This is a genomic window from Gimesia panareensis, from assembly GCF_007748155.1.
Lineage (GTDB): Bacteria > Planctomycetota > Planctomycetia > Planctomycetales > Planctomycetaceae > Gimesia > Gimesia panareensis.
Map to the genome: position 1 here is coordinate 4232020 of NZ_CP037421.1, position 25460 is coordinate 4257479.

Consider the following 25460-nt stretch of genomic DNA (forward strand, 5'->3'; position numbering starts at 1 on the left):
CCCAACAGACCTGAAAACCTTCTACTGAATTACAGAGTGTCGACTGTCGACAGGTTTGTCAAGGCCTGAGAAATCAGCCAGCCACAATGTACGGAAATAATGTTCAGTTCTCCTGTTAGGGTACTGAACCAGACGATTTGCTTTTCAGGTCAAAATTGACCAAACGAGATCTCGTGAAACTAGGGAGTGCCTGGTGCTTTGGCCTTAATCAGCGAAAGAAATGGCTGCGCCTCGGGCCAGCTGCGGACTTCGTTCAGTTTGTCCGCCGCAACTTCGATCGATTCAAAGAACTGAATCGAGAGTTGATCGTCAAATTTCCCTTCCAGATAGCCGAAGGGAATTTCTGCAGCCTCTTCCTCCTCGGTTCCCTGCTTGACCCGCGGAGGAATAAACAGGCTCCAGAACTTCTGCGGATCTTTTTCCGTGAGCATCTGGGAGAAACGTGATCGAACTTTCTGACTGGCGGGAGAATCATCCAGATTGCGCAGCACTAGAATCGCCTGATAAGCGAGGGCTCGGTTCCAGTATTGTTCGGTCACCACATAATTGGCAAAATGCAGTCGATCATTAAACCCCAGACTCAGGGGATTATAGGGTGAGGTGGGCAGTTTCTTGCCGTCCGCCAGCAGGTCCTGCATTTTCCGGGCGTCCTTATGCCGGATGGCATACATGAAATGCATGCCGCTGAAGGGAGTGGCCCAGCCCTTCTCCCGTACCGCATCTTTGAGGTGGATAATCACATCGCCATAACGGGGTGAACCGTGGGGCGGTCCGACACTGGCAAAGACGGCATCAAAGGCCCCGTACAACAGATTCTCGACTGCAGGTGTCGTGTGTGAAAGACGATCGTGTTCCCGCTGCTGTTCAATCCGCAGCGAAACCAGTGCTTTCTGCTTCAAGACGCCCCGTAGATCCTCAAAATGGAGTCGATTCACGATCGGTGCGGGCTTCGATTCGATGACTTCGAGCAGTTTCTGCTCCTGTGGTGTCAGCGGCGCGAGGAAGAGTTCAAACTCTGCCATCGTGCACCGGGAGCTGATTTCCAGCCATTGCGTGAGTTTTTCATCGCTCAAGGGACGATGAAAAGGGAGTGCATGAATGGCTTTTCTCCGCGCTTCCGCCAGTGGCGTGCCCGCTTTCTGCAGGTCTACAGCAGACGCTGCTTGATCAACCTGTTGCGCGTACAGGGACGCACAACAGGAAACCAGAATACCGAGACTCCACAGCATGCGTGCGATCATATCATTGACTCAGTTTGATAAGAAAGATGTCGTTACTGCCCCGGCTTTTCAGTTCATGTTTCTGATAGCGGGTCGTAGGTGAAAAGGCGCCGGAGACATAGCAGTTGTCCTGCTGGTCGACGGCAATCGCATAGCTCAAATCGCTCTTATCGCCCCCCAGGATCTCCAGCCAGTCGAGAGATCCGTTGGGAGCAAAGCGGGCGATATACAGATCCCGGCCTCCCAGTTTCGTCAGATGTCGGCCCTGGAAGTGAACCTCATCACTGAATTCGCCGGTCGCATAACAGTTATCGTGCTGATCGACGGCGATTCCCAGACCGTAGTCGATCTTCTCTCCGCCCCCGGTACAGGCCCAGGCAGGAGTGCCATCAGCGTTGATCCGGGCCACGAAAATGTCATGCGTTCCCTTGCTTTTCATGACCGTTTTCCCAAAGCGGGCCTCATTTTTAAACATGCCCGTGATGTAACAGTTGCCGCGACTATCCACAGCCACGCCGGTACTCAGGCCATTTGCCTGACCTCCCGAATTGACCGACCAGACCAGTTTGCCGTTCGGCGAGAGCTTGGCCAGAAAAATATCCTGCACTGTAGTGTCGGTCCCCACCTGCTGACCTGCGAGTTCCACCAGCCCGGTAATGTAACCGCAAACGTAACAGTTACCGATGCGATCGACGCCGATCTGATGGCCACTTGCACCGCGTCCATTGCCTGCCAGCTGCGCCCAGAGCAGATTGCCGTTGTTGTCATATTTCGCCACGAACAGTGAACGCCCCTTTGGATTGGGAGCGCTGACATCGCCGATCGTTACATCGCCTGCAAAGGAGCCGGCAACACAGCAGTCTCCGGCTGGCGTGACGGCAATGCCATGCCCATAATCATAGCCTTTACCGCCGGCACTCTGAGCCCAGACCAGCTTGCCGTCCGGATCGTACTTGGCGATGAAGTAATCGTAGTCCCCCTGATTGTGGAGCATCTGATCGCCGATCTGAAAGACGGGACTTTGAAAATGACCGGTCACAAAAGCATTGCCGGCTTTATCGACGGCCACCGCATAGCCGCGGTCGATTTTGCTGCCCCCAGCAGTCTGGATCCAGAGCAGCTTGCCTGCAGGACTGTACTTGGCGAGTACAAAATCCATGCCCCCCTTACTGGTGACTTTCTTATCTCCGAATTCTGCGGTATCGGTAAATTCTCCGGTCACATAGCAGTTTCCGGCGGCGTCGACGGTAATCCCCCGGATTTTATCATGCTTGATGCCCCCCGCCTGTTGAACCCACTCAACCGTGCGGGCCGACTCTGCCTTTTTATCCGCTGGCTGCCCTGCCTGCAACAAGGCACCAGTCATGCAGGCGTACAAAGCACAAACCAAACCAGGGAATTTCAGATTCTTCAAACGAGTCATCCAGTTCATAACAGAGATTTTCCTGTGCAATTCAGATAACTGAAACAAAACTTATCTTAACGGCAGAACCATTCAGAAACAGTTCCGCACACATTTTCATTCTGATTTTGTAAATTGATCGATCACATTCCGCGTCACCCGCGAAACGTTTTTGTCGACCAGCATGGAAGTGATCCAGCAGATGGAGCCGACGGAGAAGACTTCTCCCCCCGAATCGGTCTGGTAATGGATCATATCTGCTCCCCCCTGATCCGGATTCGTCCCCTGCGCAATCAGGTGTACTTGCGGGGGTGAACTGGGCGAGATCTTATCCGTCTCATGTCCCGACGCACCGCCGGGGATTCGCATGTGCTGGCTTTCGGTGCCAAACAGATCATCCTGTTTCAGATCCGTCCCGGCCAAAGCCCAGTGATCGGCATCGATGACTTTATAAGGTGCTCCGGTCATAATCCCGGCAAACGAGAAGACGACTCCGAGCAAATTCGCTTCTGACTCCTGTCGCGCGTGATAACGGCTCTCATAGGTCGATTCCGATTCGGGAATCGGCGGATCCATGGCCACACCGCACCAGCTGGTACAGTCAGTGTTGTGATAGACGATGCGTTCGTCATCCAAAAATTCGACTTCGCAGTTCAGTCCGTTCCCTCCCAGATAGATTAACCGTCCGCCGGATTCAAAGACCCAGGTTTTCAGCCGATCGTACATCTGCTTCGACCAGTACTCGGGATGCGAACTGAGGATGAGCACCTTGTATTCGTCAAGCGGGAGTGTTCCCAGGTGGAATTGTGTTTCGCTGTAATAGTCGTATGAGAGTTCCTGTTCTTCCATCCAGCCGAGGAGCCGCCATTCGGAATGCAACATACCACACCCCATCCGGCTGTAGATCGGATCCCGCAACTGCTCATCCAGATCAATGTGCAGATAAGGCTGCGGTCGTTCCAGCGAAAGGGGAGGATATTCCTCAACACAATAGACACCGAACGAAGGCTTCAGATAGCGTCTCAATTCCTGGCGACTGTTGACGGTGGGCGTTGCGGGTAAGCCATCCGGGTTCAGATAATTGCTCCGTCCGCCAAAATTGTTGTAGGCATTCCAGGTCAAATCGCTGGCCAGAATCGCGATGTCCGACTGTGGGGTCTCAGGGGCCACCACCCAGGGAAACGTAAAATGATCTCCCGACTGATTCCGCAGATGGAACATATACAGGCCGGAACGCTCCGGTGAGGTGACTGACTGGCGCTGCACGGCACCACGGTAACCGATATCGTTCCAGTTCACTCCCTCCTGTGTGTAATCACCGTCAGGAGTGATCTGCAGATTGGCCAGCGGGGCATGATCGTCAAAGGTGCCGATGCGTCGGATATACTCTTTCTCCTTGCCGTACCGCCAGAGTTCCACTTGATATTCGGACGTGGAATGCACACGAAACTCGGAAGCTTCCCCAGCCTTCACGCAACGCGGCCAGGCAAAGCCAAACAATTTTTTGGACAACAGACGAAACTGATAAATCTGTCCAGCCCGGACCTGCATCTGTACGCGTTTGGGACAATGGTCGGTATGTTGCAAGATGACCGTGTATTCCCCTTCCGGCAGATCCAGGATGACAGCCCCCGAGGCAGTAGAACGCGTACTGAAAAACTGCCCGTCCGACTGAAACTCGATCGCGACATCAAATAAGGCGCTATAATTTTCATCGCTGACATATCCGATAAGCATGCATCCGGTTCCGTCACAAAAAGGAGAATCGTTCGTCAGAGTCGCTTTAAATCACATTCGAATGGAAGTCTGAATCAAGAGGGGTGAGCCACATACTTTTTCGCAATTTTGACGGCCAGACCGCCGCCTTCGTAGTAACCCATCGAAATTTCCGCCACATGCGTTAATACGTCGTAGGCCCGCCAGCGATTCCAGCCATGTTCGGCTTCCATCCAGAGAATCATCTGGGCAAACGCATCCGCGGTGGCGCGCTCCATCGGTGTGCCGCTGGAGACAGTAATCAGTTCGTCCGGCGACTCAATCCGGGGGCCGGCGATTGTTTTACCTTTGAGTAGTTCAATCGTCAATGTGGTCTGCGAGGCCATCTCCAGCCCCGTTGCAGAGAGTTCCCCCTGCCCCATCGCGGCATGGGCATCTCCCAGATACAGATATGCGCCGTCGACGAAAACCGGGAGAAAGAGTGTGTTCCCTTCGGTCACTTCGCGGATATCCATGTTCCCGCCATGCGGGCCAGCGGGCATCGTACTGGGCATGCCGTAAGCGGGTGTGGTGCCGATGCAGCCCAACATCGGCTGATAGGGGATGGCGATCTCATCACTCCAGTAGACCAGCCCGTCACGGATCGGACAGACATGGGAACCACCTGGCACATCGGTTCCCAGCCACTGGCAGAGCTGTTTGGGATTTCCCGTGTAAGTCGCACACTGACCGTCGCGGGACTCGATCTTTTCGATCCTGATCGCCAGGGTGTCTCCGAGCTCAGCGCCTTCGATAAAAATCGGCCCCGTCACCGGATTGCTGTACGGGACCTTGCTCTTATCCCGGCAATCCCCGGCTTTGCGGATCTGCCCGGACAGAGCGTCTTCGGTTTCCACACGGATGGTCTCGCCGCTGGTCACGCGGAGCCGCGGTTCCTGCTCACGACTGAATTCGTAATTCAGATTTCCCAGAGAGAGTTCCTGCATCTTATTCATCCCGCATTCAAAGTGTTTTAATAACGGAAGTTCAATCGAGCTGCGATTTCAGCCAATGTTTGAGGATTTCTTCTGCTGTCTTCTGCTCTCCCGCAGGTCGATCAACAAGCGTCAGATCCTGTCCCAGAACCAGTTGTCTGGTGAGCTCATCGTGAGCGGGATCGGGGTGGTCCGGATCGAAAACATCCGGATGGAAGACGACACAGTCCCAGCCTCCCTTGCCGAAATTAAGCGAAAAATTCAACGTCCACATCAAGCTGTGGATAAAATCTTCCTGCGATTCGGCTTTCGCATCACGGGGAATTGCCAGCAGGACCAGATCCGGTTTGCCCGGTCGAACCAGTTTTCCGGCATCAGATTCGATCTGCTTACGTGTTTTTCCTTTTGTTTCCCAGGTGGTAACTTCCAGCTTCGCATCCGGGGCGACTTCCTGTGCCGCCTTTTGAATCAACTGATCCAGGGGGGGCATCGCGATGACTTTGATCGGACGTTTTGCTTTGATCAGACTCTGTGAGCGCGGGATCGCCAGTGTTGGCGGCTTCACGTCGGCCAGTGAGACCGAATTTCCGGTTATCGATTCCGCCAGCAACTCTGCCAGTTTTTTGTGTCCCGCCATGTTGGGATGGATCTCATCGCTCATCAGCAACCGCCAGGCGAGCGGATCTTTCTTTCTGAGTACTGTGAGCTGCTCGTACGCATCACAGACGGGGACGTTCAGCTCTTTGCCGACCTTACGGACCACATCACAATATTTGATCAGTTTCTCAGTCGGCCTGCTGCCTGTGGTAATCACAGCATTGGGCGTACAGAGCAAGACCTCTGCCCCTACATCACGGCACTGCTTGAGGATCGAGTGCAGGTTCTTTTCATAGTCTGCCAGCGGCACCCGCGTCATATCGTTCAGACCGAACATCACCGTCACCAGATCCGGGTGATGCTTGAGTACGTCCCGCTCGATACGCGACAGGGCATTCACGGTCGTGTGTCCGCTGATGCCGGCATTGATCATCTCGGGTTTGGAGCCGGGTACCGCTTTTTCGAGAGCGATGCCCAGCATATCGGTATAAGCCCGACGACTGCCGGTGTGATAATAGACGCCGGTGACACTGTCACCGAAACAGACGACCTTCGCCGGTTCACCTGCTTTCAGCTTTGTCATGGTTTTGGGAAAATCAGAGTGACTGGAGACGCTCTGTTTCTGACCGTCAAACCAGTTGGGGGGCACATAGAGTGTCCAGACCTGACTGTTCAATGGCTGAGCATGGCCGCCGGCGATCCAGATTTTATCTTTAAAGACAAACGCCGAATGTTCGTGTCGCTCTTTCCAGACAACGCCGGACTTCAGCTCAGTCCAGTTTTTTCCATCCTGCGAATACCAGGCATCCTGTTTGTTGGTCGAGGGATTATTGGACCAGCCACCGATGACCCAGATGCGATCGCGGTAAACGACAGACGAAAACCATAACCGTTCGTGCCAGGGGGCGTGGGCGGTTTCCTGTCGCCAGTGAATTCCATCCGCCGAGCTCCAGACGTCGTTGTTGGCGTGATATTCGGGCGTGTAATTGCCGCCGCCAAACACGTAGATGCGGTCATTCAATACCGCGGCCTGATGATAGGCCCGGGGCGACCAGCCGGCATGTTCGGTGGCCAGCTTCCACTCTTTCCCGTCTGAGGAATACCAGACATCGTTTTTCAGACTCTTCTGATCACCAAAGTAGTAGTTCTCAGTACCGCCGAGCAACCACATCTTGCCCTTAAAGGTGACCAGTGCTGCGGCCAGGCGGGGCGTCCAGGCTGCTTTTTTTGCCACGAGGTCCCAGTGTTTCCCATCGGTGGATGACCAGACCTGATTACCGGCGGAATGCCCGGGCAGCCGCCCGTTATACCAGCCCCCCATCAGCCACATTTTGTCTTTGAAGACGACCGTCATCGGCAGATCGCTGTGGATCCAGGGCGCTTTCTTTGTGACCGGAGTCCAGTGCTTCCCGTCTTTGGATTTCCAGACGTCCCGCGGCGGGGCTTCATAGGAATTGAACCAACCGCCAAAGATCCAGAGCTGATCTCGATAGACCAGTTCCCCCTGCGAATCTCGAGGTTGCCAGTCCGCTTTTTCGGTCACCTGGACCCAGTCCAGCTTTTTCTCTTCAGCAAATCCGGAAACGGTAATCAGCAGGAACAACAGCGGCAGCAGGAAGGATCGCATCATCTCAACTCCATACCTGATCGTGTGCAAAGGATCGCGAGGCCATATCAGTAACAATGTTAAGTAATTGTTACCATACCCTGCCGTTTCCTCTGGTTGCAAGCGCAGGCCTCCTGCTGAGTGTCAGATCTGAGATAAAAATCGCGCAGACTGAACGTCGCAGTATTACAGATTCAGGCCGGAGATGTTTAGAAACGGTGTCCCGGCTGCGGCCCCTCTTTGGTGAGGGTCAGGATTTCCGGCCCCGCGTCGGTCATCAGAATCGTATGTTCGAACTGGGCCGAGAGCTTGCCGTCTTTGGTGCGTACGGTCCAGCCATCACTGCGGTCTTCGACGGTCTTCCAGCTCCCTGAGTTCAGCATCGGTTCAATCGTAAAACACATGCCTGGCAGGAGCAGATCGCGTTCGGAACCGGAGACCGGATAATGGGGAATTCCGGGATCGGTGTGGAATTCGCGCCCGATGCCATGTCCCTGATATTGACGGACGACGCCATAGCCCAGTTCAGTAGCGTAATCGTAAATGACTTCGCCAATTTCGATCACGCTGGAGCCGGGATGAATGGCATTAATCGCCAGAAACAGGGAATCGAAGGTCGCCTGAACCAGTTTGCGGGCTTCGTCGGTGACCTCACCGACCAGAAACGTTTCCGACTGATCCCCGTACCAGCCATCTACGATACTGGTGATATCGACGTTGACGATATCGCCTTCTTTCAGCACGGTCTCATCGGGAATACCGTGACAGACGACTTCATTGATGCTGATACAGCAACTCTTGGGAAAGCCGTGATAGCCCAGAGTGGCGGGAGTGTGGCCATGCGAAACCGTATATTCATGAACCACCTGATTGATTTCATCCGTGGAGATCCCCGGTTTGACATACGGGCGCAGATGATCCATCAAACTGGCATTGAAACGGGAGGCAATTCGCAGGCGTTCCCACTCGTACGATTTATAGATAATTGGATTTCCGGACAAAATGTTCGCCTCGATCTCTTTCAGTGTTCGACTGACAGTGATGTGATTCAGAGTGGAGAGAGTTTATGCAATCCGCTAAGATGCGAGCGTTGTGGCCCCACTAAAACCGATTCCTGCAACAGGATACCAGTTTTGGTCAAATCGCAGCAACAGTCATTATCCACTGCGAAGTGATGGATTATAGAATAATCAAACTTACAAAGAATTCCTATGGTCGGAAAGCATTCTAAAGTAAAGAAAAGTAAGCCTCTGCTGGGAAACCACCAGAAATGCTGGATCTGGGGCCGAAATGCGGTCAGAGAAACGCTGTCTGCCGGCTTCTGGAAGATCTGGGAATTATATCTGTCAGAGAAACTACCTGCTGAAGAGATCGCAGAACTGGAGACCCGTGCTGCCCAGTTATCAGTTCCGGTCATCGTCACCACTGACAAAACACTCACCCAAAAATCCCGCGCGGGCGACCACCAGGGCATGATCGCCAAAATGGCGCCGTTTCCCTATGCTGCGGCTGAAGAGGTGCTGGCACAAAACACGGATACGCCCCTGTATTTAATTCTGGATCGGATCCAGGATCCGTATAATTTCGGGGCCATCATCCGCTCTGCGGAGATCCTGGGCGCGGATGCGATTTTCATCGGCTCGCAGGAACAGTGCGATGTGACCAGCCTGGTCTGCCGCACTTCGGCCGGCGCCGTCAATCATATTGCACTGGCTCAGGTCCCGGATCTGGTCGCCTTCTGCCAGCAGTTGAAAGCGGACAACATCAACGTGCTGGGCACAGCAATGCAGGCGGAGGAGACGCTGGTGGACTATGCGTTTCAGCAGCCCACGGCATTGATCGTGGGAAACGAGGGGACCGGCGTGCATCTGGAACTGATCGCTGCCTGTTCGCATCTGATCCGGATTCCACAACAGGGGCAGACCGAATCGTTAAATGTGGCGGTCTCTGCAGGAATCCTGCTGTACGAAGCCAGTCGACAACGCGGGTTCCAGTAAGGAATTCAATACAGACTGTGACCGGTTCTTAGCTCGATGCGGGAGCCGACTCCGTCGGTCCTTCTGGCTTCGTTTCCGGTTTGGTGCTGCTGAGCCATTCGCTGATGATCTGAATGATCACATACATTACGGGTACCATCACCACTCCGAAAATGGTCGCTGCAGTCAGACCAGCTACCACCGCGGTCCCCAGTGCCTGTCGACTGGCGGCCCCGGCTCCCGAGGCGATGGCCAGCGGAATGGCCCCCAGGATGGCACTGAAAGCAGTCATCAGAATCGGACGGAACCGGAGGTGACAGGCTTCGACGGCGGCGTCGCGAATCGACTTGCCTGCTTCACGCTGTAGCTTTGCGAATTCCACAATCAGAATCGCGTTTTTACTGGCCAGTGCAATCAGCAGCACGAAACCGACCTGGGTATAGATATTGTTATCCATACCCCGTAGCATCGTCGCGAAAATCGCACCAAAGATTCCCAGAGGTACTGACAGAATCACCGAGATTGGGATGGACCAGCTTTCATATTGAGCACACAGAAAGAGGTACACAAAGACCAACGCCATCGCAAAAATGAACGGCGCCATGTTCCCCGCTTCAATCTGCTGATAGGCAATTCCGGTCCACTCGTAACCAAAGCCTTCCGGCAGGACTTCGTTGCAGAGTTCCTGCATCCGCTGAATCGCCTGCCCGGAACTGTACCCCGGCGCAGGGTTCCCTGTAATCGCAGAAGTCGGATAGAGATTGTAGTGATCCACTTCCTGGGGACCGGCGGAGTTATTCACTTTGACCAGGGTATGCAGGGGAACCATACTGCCCCGTCGATCACGGACTTTCAAGCGGGTGATATCCTGGACTTTGTTGCGATAATCCTCATCCGCCTGGACCATCACTTTGAATGTACGGTTGAAGAGGTTGAAGTCGTTCACATAAGTCGAACCGAGTTCGGCCTGCAGGGTATCGAAAATGGAATTCAGGGGAACCCCCATCTTAATCGCTTTTTCGCGGTCGATATCCAGATAAATCTGGGGAACCGTGGCACTGAAACTCGTATTCAGTCCCCGGACCACCTGGTCGGAGTTCCCGCGGTCCATCAGATCGGTGGTGGCCATCTGCAGGACATCCATGCCGGCGGCACTACGGTCCTGAATCTGAATCTGGAATCCGCCCGCATTACCCAGCCCCTGAATGGCGGGTGGGATAAAGGCAAAGGCGATCGATTCCTGAATCTGGGCCAGTTCCTTCTGCAAACGAGGCACCAGGGCAAACACGTGCAAATCGGGAGACTGTCGTTTGTCCCAGTTTTCCAGGGCGATGATCGTCGTGGAATAGTTGGAGGCATTCGAGTTATTCAACATCGAAAAGCCGCCCATGGTAATCACGTGCGTCGCTGAGGGGAGATCCGCGGCCAGTTTGTTAATGCGATTCTGTACGACCCGCGTGCGGTTCAGGGCGGCACCATCGGGCAGCTGTGTATTCACGAAGATGTAACCCTGGTCCTCGTTCGGCAGGAAGCCCCCCGGCACCGACATGAAACCGACTCCGGTGGCACCAAAGATGACCAGCATCGGGATCAACATAATAAACGCACGCCGGACACAGGTTTTGACGATTTTCATGTAGAGATTCAATGAATGATCGAAACACCAGTTAAACCAACGGAAGAAGAAACCGCGCCGCTCGCGGGTCTGACGCAGCATGATGCCGCACATCGCGGGACTGAGGGTTAAGGCACAGACAGAGGAAAACAAGGTAGCAATTGAGATGGTCAAAGCGAACTGACGATAGAGACGACCGGTAATCCCCGGGAGCACCATAGTCGGCACAAAGACCGCCAGCAGCACCAGGGTCGTCGCGACCACCGGACCGGTAATTTCGACCATCGCCTTTGCAGTCGCTTCTTTAGGAGAACACTTTTCGGTATCGAGAATACGGGTCACGTTTTCGACGACCACGATGGCATCGTCGACGACAATCCCGATGACGAGCACGATTCCGAACAGTGAGAGTGTATTGATGGTATAGCCCATCGCCAGCATGACAGCCATGGTGCCCAACAGTGAGACGGGGATGGTGACCGCCGGGATCAGCGTGGCGCGGAAATCCTGCAGGAAGACAAAGATGGTGACGAACACCAGGGCAAGTGCCACAAATAATGTTTTGACCACTTCATCAATCGAGGCATTCACAAACTCGGTCGAGTTGTAGGGAACGGAATATTCGAGACCTTTAGGAAAGTCTTTTTTGAGCCGCTCCATCACTTTTTGTGACTTCTCGGCCACATCCAGCGCGTTCGCCCCCGGAAGCTGATAGATGGCAATTAACGCCGCGGGCTTTCCATCCAGCTGCGAATAACCAGAATAGCTCTGTGCTCCCAACTCGACACGGGCCACATCCTTGATTTGTGTGATCTGCCCTTCTTCCCCGGTTTTGATAATGATGTCGGCAAACTGTTTGGGATCGGTCAGTCGCCCGAGGGTGGTCACTGTCAGCTGAAAATCCTGGTTATCGGGGTTAGGTTCCTGACCAATCGAACCGGCGGCCACCTGGACGTTTTGCTGCCGGAGTGCATCGACCACATCGGTCGTGGTGATATTCCGGGTATCGAGCTGATTCGGGTCCAGCCAGATCCGCATGCCGAAATCCTTGGCATTCACGACATTGACATCACTGACCCCGTCGATACGTTTTAATTCATCATTAATATTAATCGAGGCGTAGTTGCTCAGATACAGTTCGTCAAACGTTTCATCAGGTGAATTGAGGGCAATCACCAGCGTCATGTTGGTCGATTTTTTTTTGGTCGTCACCCCTTCCCGTTTGACGTCTTCAGGCAGTGACGGGTTGGCAATCGCAACGCGGTTCTGTACCAGTACGTTCGCCATATCCAGATCGGTGCCCACATCGAACGTGACAGTTAATGTCATGTTGCCGTCGCTGGTACTGCTGGAAGACATGTAAAGCATGTTTTCCACACCGTTAACTTGCTCTTCGATGGGAGTGGCAACCGTATCTGCGACCACCTGGGCATCCGCCCCACGATAGGTAGCGGTGACGGCGACCGTGGGTGGAGTAATATCCGGAAAGAGTTCCACGGGTAACAGCGGGAGTGAAATCGCACCAACGATGGCGATGACGATCGAAATCACGCTGGCAAAAATCGGATGATAGATAAAAAACCGGGAAAACATCGTCGTCCGTTTCGTTTAAATATTCAGTCAGGCAAGCAGAGAATAAAACTAAATGGCCCCACAAGCGGTTCAGTTCTGCTGTTGATCAGGAGCAGCAGCTGGTTTGCTCGGTGTAGCACCGGTTTTCTTTGGTCCAGTGGCGGGGTTCGCCTTCTGTTGAGCTGGTTTATTTTTTTGCTGCTGACCACCTTTTGCCTGCTGGCCAGCGGGAGCTTGTTTATTGGTAATCGTGACCGGGCGACCGGGTCGGGCACGCTGGATACCTTCCGCGATATATTTTTCTCCGGGTTTGATCCCTTTCAGAATCACCCGCATGCCGTTATCCAGTTGGCCGATTTCAACCTGTCTTTTCTCAACGATATTATCTTTCCCCACAATCAACAGATATTTCCCGGCCAGGTCTGTACCAATCGAGACATCCTGTACCAGTACTGCGTTGGGAATCGGATCGCCGTAAACCCGGACACGGACATACAAGCCGGGATACATATAGCCCTCTTTATTCTCGAGGACCGCTCTGACCTGAATGGTGCCGGTGCCCGGATCAATTTTATTATTGGCGAAGTCGATCGTCCCGGTATGCGGATAGCCCTCTTCATCCGAGAGTCCTACATGCACCTGCAGTGGATCTTTATCAGTGGGTGATCTTTTTTTCTTTAAAGCCTGCAGCCAGAGACGCTCACTGGCATCAAAATAGACATAGATCGGATCCATTGTCACGATTGACGTGAGCAACGTGTTTTCTCCGGATCCGACCAGGTTGCCTACGTCAACCAGGTTTCGGCTGATCTTGCCGTTGATGGGCGCTTTGATCGTGGTATAGCCCATATTAATCTGGGCCTGTTCGACGTCTGCTTTTGCTCCCAGCACAGCCGCCTGTGCTTTGTCGCGGGCTGCAGTAGCATCGTTCACATCCTGGGGCGTGACCGCCTGCTTCTTTAACAGTTCTGTATAGCGATCCAGTGTCGCCTGGGCATCGACCAGCTGTGCATCGGCGGCTTTCTGTTGGGCATTGGCTTTATCGAGAGCCGCCTGGTACTCGTCCTGCTGAATCACAAACAGCAACTGACCTTTTTTGACATTATCCGATGGTTGGAAGTCGATTTTTTCCAGGAATCCTGCGACGCGGGCGCGAATATCCACCGAGGCGACCGAGGCCAGGGTCCCGGTGAAATCTTCATTGAAGACCACCTGCTTAACAACCGGTTCTGCCACGGTTACCGCGGGTGGCTTCATCTGCGGAGGGGGAGGCGGCTGGTTACAACCGCTGAGCAGCATGATTAAGGGACAGAAAAGAAGAAAAGATTTGAGAACAGAAAATCGGACGGGTGAATCGTTCACAGTGCTCCCTTTAATCGCTACCAAGACCTGTCTGTCTTGAAGTATCTCAGAATCCAGATCATTTCCATATATACGCGGCCCGTAGTAACAGGCATACTACTAACTTCAATACTCTAAATGCAATTCCCATTTGACTTAAAAAGAGATTGAGTACCAAGATGCAGGAATCTTCACTAGTACCCGGCGCCTGGAATGTGCCGGCTGAATTTCGTGATCGACTGGGAAAACAGGTGGGGCGACAGCGCACCATGGTCGCTGAAGGGCACCTGCTCATCATTCTGCATGCGCCACCTGATCCGGAAGACTCTTACCGCAAAGGACGTTTTTTCTGGCGCGAACCTGATTCGACCTGGCATGCGTCTGACTTCAAAGGCGGCCCTGATGCCCTGAACCAGCACCTCGACGAATATCAGCAGTTGCTGGAAGACTTTGATGAAAAAGTAGACCAGGCGACCAGCTCACTGGATTATCTGGAAGTGCTCAATCACCTGGGTCCCGTTTACCGTGCGTTATGTCATACAACCCAGGCGCTGCAGACGGCCCGCGAAGCCATCCCGAAAGACAAACTGCTGATCGATTATCGCGATAACGCCTATCGCCTGGAGCGGACAGCCGAGCTCCTGATTGCAGACGCGAAAAACGCGCTGGAATATATCGTGGCCAAACAGGCTGAGGAACAGGCCAGGGTTTCTGCCCGCATCGAACTCTCGTCTCATCGGCTGAACCTGTTGATCGCCTACTTTTTTCCGATCGCCACACTCAGCACCATTTTCGGTACTAACTTCCGGCACGGCTATGAGCAGTACCTCATTCCGTATCCCTTCTGGATCATGGTCGCCACGGGACTGGGACTGGCTTTTGTGATCCATCTGTTTCTCAAACGAGGACCGAGATAAATATTTATTTCTGCTCTGGCAGCCTGCTGTGCAGCCAACCGGTCTTAAAGCCACAAAGGGTTTTGAGCATCTGCTCCCGCAGAAGCGGAGTCTGACTCATGACAGGCAGACAGAGATCGCGTCCCCAGCCCTTGATGACGCCGGACGATTGAAAGAAAGGGGAGAGCCAGCCCGTGATTCGCTGATAAAACCGCAGCTTATTCTTGCGGAGCAACTCATACTTGCGACAGGCTGCCTCAAAATCGGCTGTCTGTTGCAGACATTCAGCAAAAACCCAGACATCTTCCAGCGCCAGATTCGCCCCCTGTCCCAGGTGTGGGCTGGTCGGATGCGCGGCGTCTCCCAGAAAAATGATCCGCTCTGCATGCCAGCGGCGCATCGCGACACTGCGGTAGGTGGTAAAGGTATAATCCTGAAAACCATGCGTGGCATTGAGCAGCTCTTCCGCCTGAGGGCACAGTTTGAGGACTTCCTGTTTCCACGATTCGAATCCCTGCTGCTGATATCGCGCAAACTGGGACGCAGTCAGTCCCCAGAAAAAACTGCATTCGCCCTGACCAATGGGTAACATCCCGACGAGTTTCCGGGTGCCTGAGACCATCTGCAGGAGATGATCGCGGATGGCACTGCAATTCCCCGTGGCCCACAGGGCACCATATTCGTATTCCACACCCTTCTGCATGATTCCGGCAGCAGTCCGCAAAACTGATCGGGAGCCATCGGTGGCGATGATAAAATCGAATCGCTCACTGTATTCTCCGTTTTCCAACTGCAGCATCACACCTGTATTCTGCACCTGGTAACCGATCACGCGCGCGCCCTCTCTGATCTGTGCGCCCGCCTGTTTTGCCAGATCCAGCAGCGCTGCAAACAGACGTCCCCGGTGCACTCCCAGTCCGAACAGATGCGGATCGAGCCGCTGATATTCCAGTCGGATCAGACGTTTTCCCGACTCCCGTATCGCTTCGATGGCATTGAGCCGCGCGGACTGTGTAGCGATCGCGTCATAGATCCCCAGTTGCTGGAGCACTCGTTGTCCTATGGGCTGGATCAGGATCCCCGCCCCGACAGGACCACAGTGAACCGCCTGCTCGAAAAGCGTCACCTCGTGTCCCTGTGCCGCCAGGAGAGATGCTGCTGCTGTTCCCGCAATTCCGCAACCCGCGATGGCTATTTTCATAAATCAGGGTGTCTTCTGATGGAGTTGTCTGGACTGGAGAGTCATTACATAGTGAAATTCCAACATTCTGAAAAGGGGAAACCGCGACCGGGACTCGCTTTCTTTTTGGACAATCATTAACTATCTTAAATAAAGCAATCCTGATCCGAACATCTGGTGCTCTCACCTTCTCTTTCACAACCCAGGAGTCCTCCTCATGCGAATCGCGACCGGCGGCGTGCTTCATGAAACCAGTACCTATTCTGCACTACACACCACCCTGGATGATTTCATCAACGACCGCGGACTCTTTCGTGGTCAGGAGATCATGGACACGTTTCCCGGCGCGAACGTCTGTATCGGCGGCTTTATCGACGGAGCAAAACGGCACGGTTTTGAACTGATTCCCCTGCTGTGGACCTTCGCGTTTCCCAGTGGTCTGATTGAACGCAAGACCTACGATGATCTGTTGGCCGAATTTCTGGAACGGCTGAAAGCAGCGGAAGACGAAGGGGGTCCGGTCGACGGCGTGCTGCTCGACCTGCACGGCGCAATGGTGATCGACGGCATCGAAGACGGAGATGGCCACTTCATCGCTAAGGTGCGGGAATACCTGGGAGACGATCGGCCGATCCTGGTCACGCCGGATATGCACGGCAATCACTCTCCGCTCCGCGTGGAACAGGCAACCGCAATTCTGGGCTACGATACTTATCCCCATATTGACATGAATGAACGGGGGCAGGAAGCCGCTGACCTGATCGTGCGGATCATCAACGGCGAAGTCAAACCAGTGATGACGCTCAGAAAGATCCCCCTCTTCTGGAGCACGGCCTGCCAGGTGACCGCGCATATGCCGATGAAAGAGGTCATGGATTACGCACACGAAATCGAAACCCGTCCCGGAATCTTGAGCGTCACCGTCTCGACCGGATTCCCCTGGGCGGACATTCCTGAGGTAGGACCCTCGATTATTGTTGTGGCAGACAACGATCAGGCACTGGCAGACAAGACGGCAGATGAATTCAGCACCTGGATCTGGGAACGCCGGCGCCGCTGGTACAAACTCCCCTTCTCAGTCACAGATGCGATCAAAGAGGGACAGGAAATCGGTAAGTACCCGATCATCCTGGCCGACCATGCCGACAACACCGGAGGCGGAACCGCCGGGGATTCCACCGAGATCCTGCAGACTTTTCTGGATATGAAACTGGACAAGGCACTGATTCTGTATATCGTTGATCCCGAGGTAGTCGCGCTGGCACACGAGGCCGGCGTGGGCGGAATGATTGAAACAGAAGTCGGCGGGAAATCGGATCCGATTCAGGGTCCACCGGTCAAGATGAAGGCAGAAGTCAAAGCGCTGTCACAGGGGGAATTCAAATACGACGGTCCGATGTACGCCGGTCTGACAGGCAATATGGGTCCCTCGGCCTGGATTCAGCAGGACGGTGTGAATGTGGTTGTCGTGACGGCCCGCGAGCAACCATTCGGACCGGCCTTCTCCAAAACACTGGGGATTGACTGCGAGTCGATGAATTACATTGCGGTGAAATCGTCGGCCCACTTCCGGGCCAGTTTTGAACCGTTTGCCGGCTCGATCTTTAACGTCGAAGCCCGCGCGATTCATACCCACGATTTTGCGAAGCTGAATCACCAGCGGAGAAAGCAGGATTTCTATCCGGTGGAAATTCCTTACGACAGTGCTCCGGAGATTTAAGAGCGAGAGGCATCAGCCTTTGACTTTAAAGCCGATTTCTTTGAGTGTTTCACGGACCCGGTCCAGCTGCTCGCCCTGAATTTCCAGCTCCTCGCCTTTGAGTGCGCCGCCGGCACCGCAACGGTCTTTGAGATGTTTTAACAGTTCGGGCAAGTCATTGCCCTCTTCAGGGAGGCCGCGAACCACGGTCACGCGTTTGCCTTTCTTGCGTTTTTCGATCGACAGACGTGCTGTCTGCTGTTCGGGAGGAATCCGCAGGGGAGGCTCGGGCGGGCAGACACATTCCTCTTCCAGCTGATCGCATTTTTCACAGCGGGGAGGTCGATCAAAGGGCGTTCCTTCAAACAATCGCATGATGGCTCCTTCGTTTATTGAACCCGGGACTCCAGATCTTCCCAGCGTTCCAGCAGTCGTTCCAGTTCACTTTGGATCGTTTCCAGACGGGCTGTGGCTTCAGTGATGATATCGCTGTTCTGTTTAAAGAAGTCAGGAGACGACATCGCAGACTGCAGCTCTACCTGCTCCTGCTCCAGTTCCTCGATCTGTTGCGGAATCTGCTCCAGTTCCCGCTCTTCTTTATAGCTGAGTTTGGCCTTCGCCTTCGGTTTTTCCTGTTTCGGCTCTGCTGTCGGTTTCACTTCCGTTTTCTGACTCTCGACGGCACGGCTGTTTTCGGATTGTCTCAGATAATCATCGTAGCCGCCTGCATATTCTTTGACGTTCCCTTCCTCATCGATCACCAGGGTTGCCGTGACCACGTTATTCAGGAAGGCCCGGTCGTGGCTGACCAGCAGGAGTGTCGCGGGGTGATTACAGATCAGTTCTTCGAGCAGTTCCAGTGTTTCCGCGTCCAGATCGTTCGTCGGTTCGTCGAGTACGAACAGGTTGGCGGGACGTTTAAACAGTTTGGCAAGCAGCAGCCGGTTGCGTTCTCCTCCCGAAAGGAAGCGGGCCGGTCGGCGGGCCCGTTCCGGCGTGAAGAGAAAATCCTGCAGATAGCCGTAAATGTTACGGGGTTTGCCGTCGATGGTGAGAGTTTCCTGTCCCTCACCGACATTTTCGATCACGGTTTTCTCTTCTTCGATCTGTTCGCGGAGCTGATCGAAGTACAGAATCTCCAGATTGGTTCCCGTGCGAATGGTACCTGTGTCTGGCTTAAGCTGACCCAGCATCAGTTTCAACAGGGTCGTTTTGCCGGCCCCGTTGCGGCCGATGATCCCGATTTTGTCGCCGCGGGTAATCAGCGTGGAAAAGTTCTGTATCACCGGTTCATCGCCATAAGAGAACGAGACGTCCTTGGCTTCGATCACCAGCTGTCCCGAACGGTCGGCACTGGCGACCTGCAGGTTCACATTGCCCACCTGGGTCCGACGCTGCTTGCGTTCCTCCCGCATTTTTTTCAGGGCCCGCACTCGTCCTTCATTGCGGGTCCGGCGGGCTTTGATTCCCTGGCGGATCCAGGTTTCTTCCTCAGCCAGTTTTTTATCAAACAGGGCATTCTGTTTTTCCTCCGCTTCGAGAAATGCTTCCTTGCGCTTGAGAAACGTTTCGTAGTCGCAGGTCCAGTCGTACATATGACCGCGATCGATTTCGATGATCCGCGTCGCCAGTGCCTGCAGAAACATACGGTCGTGCGTCACAAACAACAGCGTTCCTTCGTAAGACTGCAGAAACTGCTCCAGCCACTTGATCGCGGGGATGTCCAGATGGTTCGTCGGTTCGTCCAGCAGCAGGATGTCCGGCGACTGCACGATCGCCCGGGCGAGCAACACGCGGCGTTTCATCCCGGAGGAGAGCGATTCGAAGATTTCCTCTCCCGAGAGTCCCATGCGTGCGAGAATCTGATCGACCGCGTGATCTACTTCCCAATCGTGTTCAAAGAAGGGAGCGGCTGCTTCAGCCACAAATTCGTGAATCTGGTGTGCTCCGCCGGCGGGGACTTCCTGAACCAGGCGGGCAACCCGCAGATCCTTATCGCGTTTGATGTCGCCGTGATCCGGTTCGAGTTCACCTGCGATGATTTTCATCAGCGTCGATTTACCGGCTCCGTTCCGCCCCAAAAGTCCGATGCGTTCCCCCGCATTGATTTCCAGGTTGATGCCGTCCAACAGCGGCGGGCCACTCCAGGTAAAGGAGACTTCACTCAAGCTTAACAGCGACATCGCACAGCACTTCCGCTCACTTTGATATAAAAAAACCCGACTCTGCAGGTCGGGAATCAAACGCACACGGACATGTTAAGTTCAAGATCGTCAATCTGCAATGCCGGCGCGGAGCGGTATTTGAGAGAACCAGAGTATCAGGGGACTCAGATTCAGAGACGTTTGCGACCAGAGAGCAGGCTCAGGACAGCGACAAACAGGGAGGCACCAATGATCGACCAGACTACGGGGTAACTTCTACCGCCAAGGGTAATCGCAAAGACAACCGGTAGATCCAGCGCCATGGCCAGCTTGCTGCCGATCAGGGCACCGATAAATCCCAGTGCGATCGAGACCAGGCATCCGCCTCGTGAGGAACCAGCCAGTGCCCGGGCGATACTGCCACACAAACCTGCGACGACGAGCAGGATGATCAGTTCGGTCAAATCCATGGGATTCCCTGAGATGCATATCAAGCAAGATGAATGGAAACAGAGCCTGAAAACAGTTCCGGCTCTGCACACATAATCTAGGTCAGATTTGACAGTCTGTCCAGTGCCCGTTCTGAATTGTGCTCACCGGACCACACTTGAGTTGATCCGAAAACCAGCATCACATTCCTGTTTGTTGATCCGAATACTCGCCACCGGCGTGCCAATCTGTTAGCATAATTCTCAGGTCTGGTTTGCCTAAAACCATCCATTCAACATGAAATTCACCCTGCTAATGAGGTTTCATCTTGCGCGCTCTGTCTACTGGCTGTTTCGTTCTGCTGACTGCAATTCCTCTCCTCTCTGCATCACTCTGCCTGAGTGCAGAACCAGAGACCAAATCTGATCCGGCCCTGGTTGCTTCCCCTGTGAATACCAATCCCGGTCCGGAATATGCTGACAATACGCGTATGTTCCAGGGGATCCCGGGAATGGAACGGGCTGCTAACGGACGGCTCTGGGCGCTCTGGTATGCGGGAGGAACCGGCGAAGGCGAATTGAACTACGTTGTGCTGGTCACGAGCGGCAACGATGGCAAAACCTGGTCAGGGCCGAAAGTCGTCATCGATCCTCCGGGTCCGGTGCGGGCTTACGACCCGACACTGTGGCGTGATCCTTCCAGACGCCTCTGGCTGTTCTGGGCACAATCATATCGCTGGTGGGACGGGCGCAGTGGTGTCTGGGCAATTACCACCGATGATGCGGACAAAGAGAATCCGACCTGGAGTGCTCCCCGCCGGCTGTGCAACGGGATCATGATGAATAAACCGACGGTGCTCTCCAATGGCGACTGGCTGCTCCCCGTTGCGGTCTGGAAACAGCCTGCCAAAGCATCGATCGAACACCGCTTCGACTTACCCGAGGAACGGGGCGGCAATATTGTCATCTCCCGTGACCAGGGGAAAACCTTTGAACTGCTGGGACAGACCGATGTTCCCCATCGTACCTTCGATGAACACATGATTGTCGAACGCAAAGACGGCAGCTTGTGGACACTGGTCCGCACCAGCTACGGGATCGGCGAGTCGATCTCTACGGACGGTGGTAAGACCTGGTCTGCCGGGAAAGAATCTTCCATCCCGCACATCAATGCCCGCTTCTTCATCCGCAGACTGAAGTCGGGCGGCCTGCTGCTGGTGCGTCACAATCCCCAAAACCGCAAGACCCGCAGCGACCTGACCGCTTACATTTCCAAAGATGATGGTAAGACCTGGGAAGGGGGACTGCTGCTGGATGAACGGCCTGGGGTCTCCTATCCGGACGGCGTCCAGAGTGAGGACGGGACGATCTACATCATCTACGATTACTCACGGACCGGCGATAAAAAAATCCTGATGACGACCTTCACGGAGGCGGATGTCCTGGCAGGTAAGCCGGTCTCCGGTAAAGTTCGGCAGCGGGTCCTGATCAACCAGGCCACGGGGAAGAAGCTTGAGAAAAAGTAAACCACTTGAATCCAACCTGAATCATCGGCCTTTTATCATGAGGTTTTGAATATGAGGTGTCTGTTTTATCTTGCCGTATTGACCGGCCTGCTGCTGGCTCCCGCGCAGTCATTTGCGAAAGACCAGCGGAATGTTCTGATCCTGTTTTCCGATAACCAGAACTGGGATGACTGCGGCTGCTACGGAAACTCCGTGATCAAGACACCTCACATCGACCAACTGGCCCGGGAGGGAACCCGCTACCAGTACGCATTCGCGACCACCGCCTCCTGCGGTCCCTGTCGCGGCGTGTTTTATACCGGCCTGCAGACTTATGCCAGCGGACAGTATGGCCATCCCCACGGCGCACACAACTTCCGCCTGCGACCTCACGTGCAGACCGTATTCGCACTGCTCGATAAAAACAACTATCGCACTGGAATGATCGGCAAGTATCATCTGTGGCCGGAAGATACCACCATTGATTTCCAGCCCAAGGTCGGCAGTTACCAGGTCAAAGCGATGGCCGATCAGGCCGCTGCATTCATGCAGCAGGAAAGTGACAAGCCTTTCTTCCTGGTGCTGGGGTTCCACGATCCGCATCCCACTTCGCGCACCCGACCGGAATGGGGTGTCAAATCACCCGAACCCGGAATGCCGCTGGTAGAATACGATCCAAACAGTATTGAAGTTCCCCGCTATCTGCCCGATCGCCCCGAGGTGCGGGAAGGACTGGCCGGCTATTACCAGCAGATCAGCTACATGGACGCCGGCATCGGGCGTATTCTGAAAGCACTCAAAGATTCGGGCCAGGCAGACAACACGCTGGTCATTTTCACCAGCGATCACGGTTCCTCTGAACCGGGGGCGATGGCCAACCATTACGATCCCGGAGTCCATGTGCCGATGATTATTCGCGAACCGGGGCTGCCTGCCGACAAGCAGGGGATCGTTTCCGATGCCATGGTTTCGCTGGTCGATGTGACACCTACCGTGTTGGACTGGACCGGTACCAAAGGCCCCCGCTACAAGCTGCAGGGGCGGAGTATGCTGCCGACCGTCGGACACGAACATACGCCGGGCTGGGATGATGTGGTCCTGGCACACATCTTTCATGAAGTGACGATGTACTATCCGATGCGGACCATTCGCACCCGCGATTTTAAGCTGATCTGGAACCTGGAATGGCGATCGAAGTATCCCCTGCCCATCGACACCCTCTCGCGAGCGACCTGGAACGAAACACTGCGTTTGCAGGAACCGACACTCGGTCAGCGGACTGTGAAAAAATTCCTGTTCCGTGATGAAGTCGAGTTGTACGACCTCAAAAATGATCCGGACGAGGTAATCAATGTTGCCTGTCAGCCCGAATATCAGAAAGTCCGCCGGGAACTCTCAGAACAGCTGCTGGACTATTTGAAAGAGACAGACGACCTGTGGCTCAAGCAGTATACGCTGCCGATCTCGTGTGATGCGACTGCAGAAAACCAGGAAGCGGAGTACAAACCGCTGTTCAACGGCAAGGACCTGACCGGCTGGACTTTAAAACGGGCCAACCGGAAGGGTTATCACGTCGAGGACGGCAAACTGGTCTGCCCTTCCGATGGGGGCGGCTTCCTGTTTACCGAGAAAGAATATGGTGATTTCAGCCTGAAATTTGATTTCAAACTGACGACCGCAGCCAATAACGGCATCGCCATCCGTTGCCCGCTCGTCGATCAGCGTCCCGCCTACCAGGGAATTGAGATTCAGGTGCTCGACAACAAAGGCTATCCGAAAAAACTGAAACCAACGCAGTATCACGGGTCTGTCTACGATGTCATCCCGGCGAAGAAAGGGGCCCTGAAGCCGGTTGGCGAATGGAACCATGAGGAAATCATCTACCGCGGTACGAAGATCACGGTGATCGTGAATGACATTCCCGTGCTGCAGACAGATCTGGCGGACATCAAAGATCCGGAAGTCCTTGCCAAACATCCCGGCTTGAAGAACAAACGGGGGCACATCGGACTGCTGGGACATGGCAGTCACGTGGAGTATAAAAACATCCGCATTAAAGAAATTTAATCTAATTCATCTTTAGTCATCTCGAAGGGGTTATTATGAGCCAGGAACCATCCAGCCGTCGTACCTTTCTGAAACAGTCTGCTGTCGCCGGTGTTGCTGCCAGCCAACTGTCTGCCCTTGCACCAGCCAGTGCCTATCAATCGAACGAACGCTTACGCATCGGCATGATCGGTCCCGGCAGGCGCGGCTTTGGCTCGCATGTGAAAACCCTGATCAAGCTGCGGAATGAAAAAGGGGCCAATCTCGACATCGTCGCGGTCAACGACGTCTATTCCGTGCATCGGGACCGGGCCGTGGATTACATCAAGGAAGAGACGGGACAGGCCCCGAAGACCTATAAAGATTATCGCGATCTGCTGAATGACAAGGAGATCGATGCGGTCTGCATCGCTACTCCCGACCACTGGCATGCGAAACAGGTACTGGATGCACTGGCAGCTGGAAAACACGTCTATTGCGAAAAACCAATGACGCACCATATCTCAGAAGCGATGGACGTCGTCGATGCCTGGAAGAAGTCGGGCAAGGTCGTGCAGGTCGGTGTGCAGTCCACCAGTATGCCAATCTGGAACGAAGTGCGTGCGCTGGTCAATGACGGGAAACTTGGAAAAATTGTCCAATTCCAGGCAGAAAGCGCACGTAACTCCCTGGGGGGCATGTCGCGGCATAATGTCATCACCAAAGAGATGACTCCCAAAACTGTGGACTGGAAACGCTGGCTCGGCGTGGAAGAAGGCCTGGCGCCGGATCTCCCCTTCGACCGTGCGACGTTCGGTCAATGGCGGTGTTACTGGCCCTTCGGCTACGGAATGTATTCCGACCTGTTTGTGCACCGTGTCACAGCGATGCTCAAGGCGACCGGACTGAAATTCCCGGGACGCGTCGTCGGCGGAGGGGGTATTTTCCTGGAATACGATGACCGCGAAGTAACCGATGTCGCTTCGATCCTGGCAGACTTCCATGAAGGGGTCCAGGGGGTTGTTTCCAGCGCCATGATCTCCAGTGCCGTTCCGATTCGGCACCTCATCCGGGGGCATCATGGTAACATTCTGTTCGACAAAGATGTCTTTGGTAAGCGACAGGCCTACGAATTCATTCCCGAACGCCCCCAGGTCACTTTGAACAGCAAGCTGAAACGGGAAGAGGTTGAGTCCCAGCGGGTACCGAACCAGGACATTCTGCACTTTGAGAACTTCCTTGCAGCGGTCAAAGCCGGCGATCCGTCGCTGGTCAATAACTCGCCCGAACTGGGGGCCGCTGCAATCATGGTGGTCAACCTGGGCGTGCTCAGCTATCGTAACGGGAAGGTCTTCCAGGTCGATCGTGAATCACTGGAAGTCAAAGACGGCGACAAGACCTGGGCTGCTAACTGGGAAAAGATGTCCAAGGAACGCAGCAAGCCGCATCATGTCCCCGGCTGGGCTGCGGGAGACAAAGGCAGCATTCTGGTTCCGCCGAAGTATCAGAGTCTGGCTGGTCCCTGGATCAACGGGAAAGCGCCCGAAAACACCTGAGCCCGTTC

18 protein-coding genes are annotated in these 25460 nt (G+C 54.4%); 6 read left to right on the forward strand and 12 right to left on the reverse strand.

The window, feature by feature from the left end:
• Positions 1-179 precede the first annotated feature (179 nt).
• From Enr10x_RS15645 to map, 6 genes are all read right to left on the reverse strand, one after another.
• Complete coding sequence (locus Enr10x_RS15645) at positions 180-1241, reverse strand: hypothetical protein (RefSeq protein ID WP_145450610.1); 1062 nt, start codon at positions 1239-1241, stop codon at positions 180-182.
• 1 nt (position 1242) lies between these two features.
• Positions 1243-2652 (reverse strand): SBBP repeat-containing protein, encoded by a 1410-nt coding sequence (locus Enr10x_RS15650; protein ID WP_145450611.1) that lies wholly within the window; start codon positions 2650-2652, stop codon positions 1243-1245.
• 87 nt (positions 2653-2739) lie between these two features.
• The gene (locus Enr10x_RS15655; RefSeq protein WP_145450612.1) at positions 2740-4359 is read right to left on the reverse strand and encodes a N,N-dimethylformamidase beta subunit family domain-containing protein; all 1620 of its coding nucleotides are present in this window, start codon (positions 4357-4359) and stop codon (positions 2740-2742) included.
• Positions 4360-4433: 74 nt separating this feature from the next.
• Entirely contained in the window at positions 4434-5324 is an 891-nt protein-coding gene (locus Enr10x_RS15660; RefSeq protein ID WP_145450613.1) for an acetamidase/formamidase family protein, read from the reverse strand.
• A gap of 40 nt (positions 5325-5364) precedes the next feature.
• Positions 5365-7539, reverse strand: a complete 2175-nt coding sequence (locus Enr10x_RS15665) for a GDSL-type esterase/lipase family protein (RefSeq protein WP_145450614.1) — start codon at positions 7537-7539, stop codon at positions 5365-5367.
• Positions 7540-7724: 185 nt separating this feature from the next.
• On the reverse strand, positions 7725-8516 hold the full coding sequence (gene map / locus Enr10x_RS15670; protein ID WP_145450615.1) for a type I methionyl aminopeptidase: 792 nt from the start codon (positions 8514-8516) through the stop codon (positions 7725-7727).
• Positions 8517-8726: 210 nt separating this feature from the next.
• Here map and rlmB point away from each other — a divergent pair, with 210 nt between their 5' ends.
• Entirely contained in the window at positions 8727-9512 is a 786-nt protein-coding gene (gene rlmB / locus Enr10x_RS15675) for a 23S rRNA (guanosine(2251)-2'-O)-methyltransferase RlmB (protein ID WP_145450616.1), read from the forward strand.
• A gap of 28 nt (positions 9513-9540) precedes the next feature.
• Here rlmB and Enr10x_RS15680 read toward each other — a convergent pair whose 3' ends face one another.
• Positions 9541-12699: an efflux RND transporter permease subunit gene (locus Enr10x_RS15680; RefSeq protein ID WP_145450617.1), complete on the reverse strand. Its 3159-nt coding sequence runs from the start codon at positions 12697-12699 to the stop codon at positions 9541-9543.
• A 69-nt stretch (positions 12700-12768) separates the two neighbouring features.
• On the reverse strand, positions 12769-13977 hold the full coding sequence (locus Enr10x_RS15685) for an efflux RND transporter periplasmic adaptor subunit (protein WP_145450618.1): 1209 nt from the start codon (positions 13975-13977) through the stop codon (positions 12769-12771).
• Positions 13978-14198: 221 nt separating this feature from the next.
• Here Enr10x_RS15685 and Enr10x_RS15690 point away from each other — a divergent pair, with 221 nt between their 5' ends.
• Positions 14199-14936 carry a CorA family divalent cation transporter gene (locus Enr10x_RS15690; protein ID WP_145450619.1) on the forward strand — a complete coding sequence of 246 codons (738 nt, stop codon included), beginning with the start codon at positions 14199-14201 and terminating at the stop codon, positions 14934-14936.
• 4 nt (positions 14937-14940) lie between these two features.
• Here Enr10x_RS15690 and Enr10x_RS15695 read toward each other — a convergent pair whose 3' ends face one another.
• Entirely contained in the window at positions 14941-16116 is a 1176-nt protein-coding gene (locus tag Enr10x_RS15695; protein ID WP_145450620.1) for an FAD-dependent oxidoreductase, read from the reverse strand.
• A 196-nt stretch (positions 16117-16312) separates the two neighbouring features.
• On the opposite strand from Enr10x_RS15695, the gene Enr10x_RS15700 reads away from it, so the two are divergent.
• Positions 16313-17815, forward strand: a complete 1503-nt coding sequence (locus Enr10x_RS15700; RefSeq protein WP_145450621.1) for a M81 family metallopeptidase — start codon at positions 16313-16315, stop codon at positions 17813-17815.
• A 12-nt stretch (positions 17816-17827) separates the two neighbouring features.
• On the opposite strand, the gene Enr10x_RS15705 is transcribed toward Enr10x_RS15700, so the two are convergent.
• The 3 genes from Enr10x_RS15705 to Enr10x_RS15715 form a co-directional block, all read right to left on the reverse strand.
• The gene (locus Enr10x_RS15705) at positions 17828-18169 is read right to left on the reverse strand and encodes a translation initiation factor (RefSeq protein WP_197997235.1); all 342 of its coding nucleotides are present in this window, start codon (positions 18167-18169) and stop codon (positions 17828-17830) included.
• 14 nt (positions 18170-18183) lie between these two features.
• Positions 18184-19977 (reverse strand): ATP-binding cassette domain-containing protein, encoded by a 1794-nt coding sequence (locus Enr10x_RS15710; RefSeq protein ID WP_145450623.1) that lies wholly within the window; start codon positions 19975-19977, stop codon positions 18184-18186.
• Between the two features lie 152 nt (positions 19978-20129).
• Positions 20130-20408, reverse strand: a complete 279-nt coding sequence (locus Enr10x_RS15715) for a hypothetical protein (RefSeq protein WP_145450624.1) — start codon at positions 20406-20408, stop codon at positions 20130-20132.
• Between the two features lie 287 nt (positions 20409-20695).
• On the opposite strand from Enr10x_RS15715, the gene Enr10x_RS15720 reads away from it, so the two are divergent.
• The 3 genes from Enr10x_RS15720 to Enr10x_RS15730 are packed head-to-tail and all read left to right on the forward strand — an operon-like array spanning position 20696 to position 25452.
• Positions 20696-21892: a sialidase family protein gene (locus Enr10x_RS15720; protein ID WP_197997236.1), complete on the forward strand. Its 1197-nt coding sequence runs from the start codon at positions 20696-20698 to the stop codon at positions 21890-21892.
• A 51-nt stretch (positions 21893-21943) separates the two neighbouring features.
• A complete protein-coding gene (locus tag Enr10x_RS15725; RefSeq protein ID WP_145450625.1) occupies positions 21944-23938 on the forward strand; it encodes a sulfatase-like hydrolase/transferase in 1995 nt (664 codons plus the stop codon).
• Positions 23939-23973: 35 nt separating this feature from the next.
• On the forward strand, positions 23974-25452 hold the full coding sequence (locus tag Enr10x_RS15730; protein WP_145450626.1) for a Gfo/Idh/MocA family protein: 1479 nt from the start codon (positions 23974-23976) through the stop codon (positions 25450-25452).
• The last annotated feature ends 8 nt before the right edge of the window (positions 25453-25460 follow it).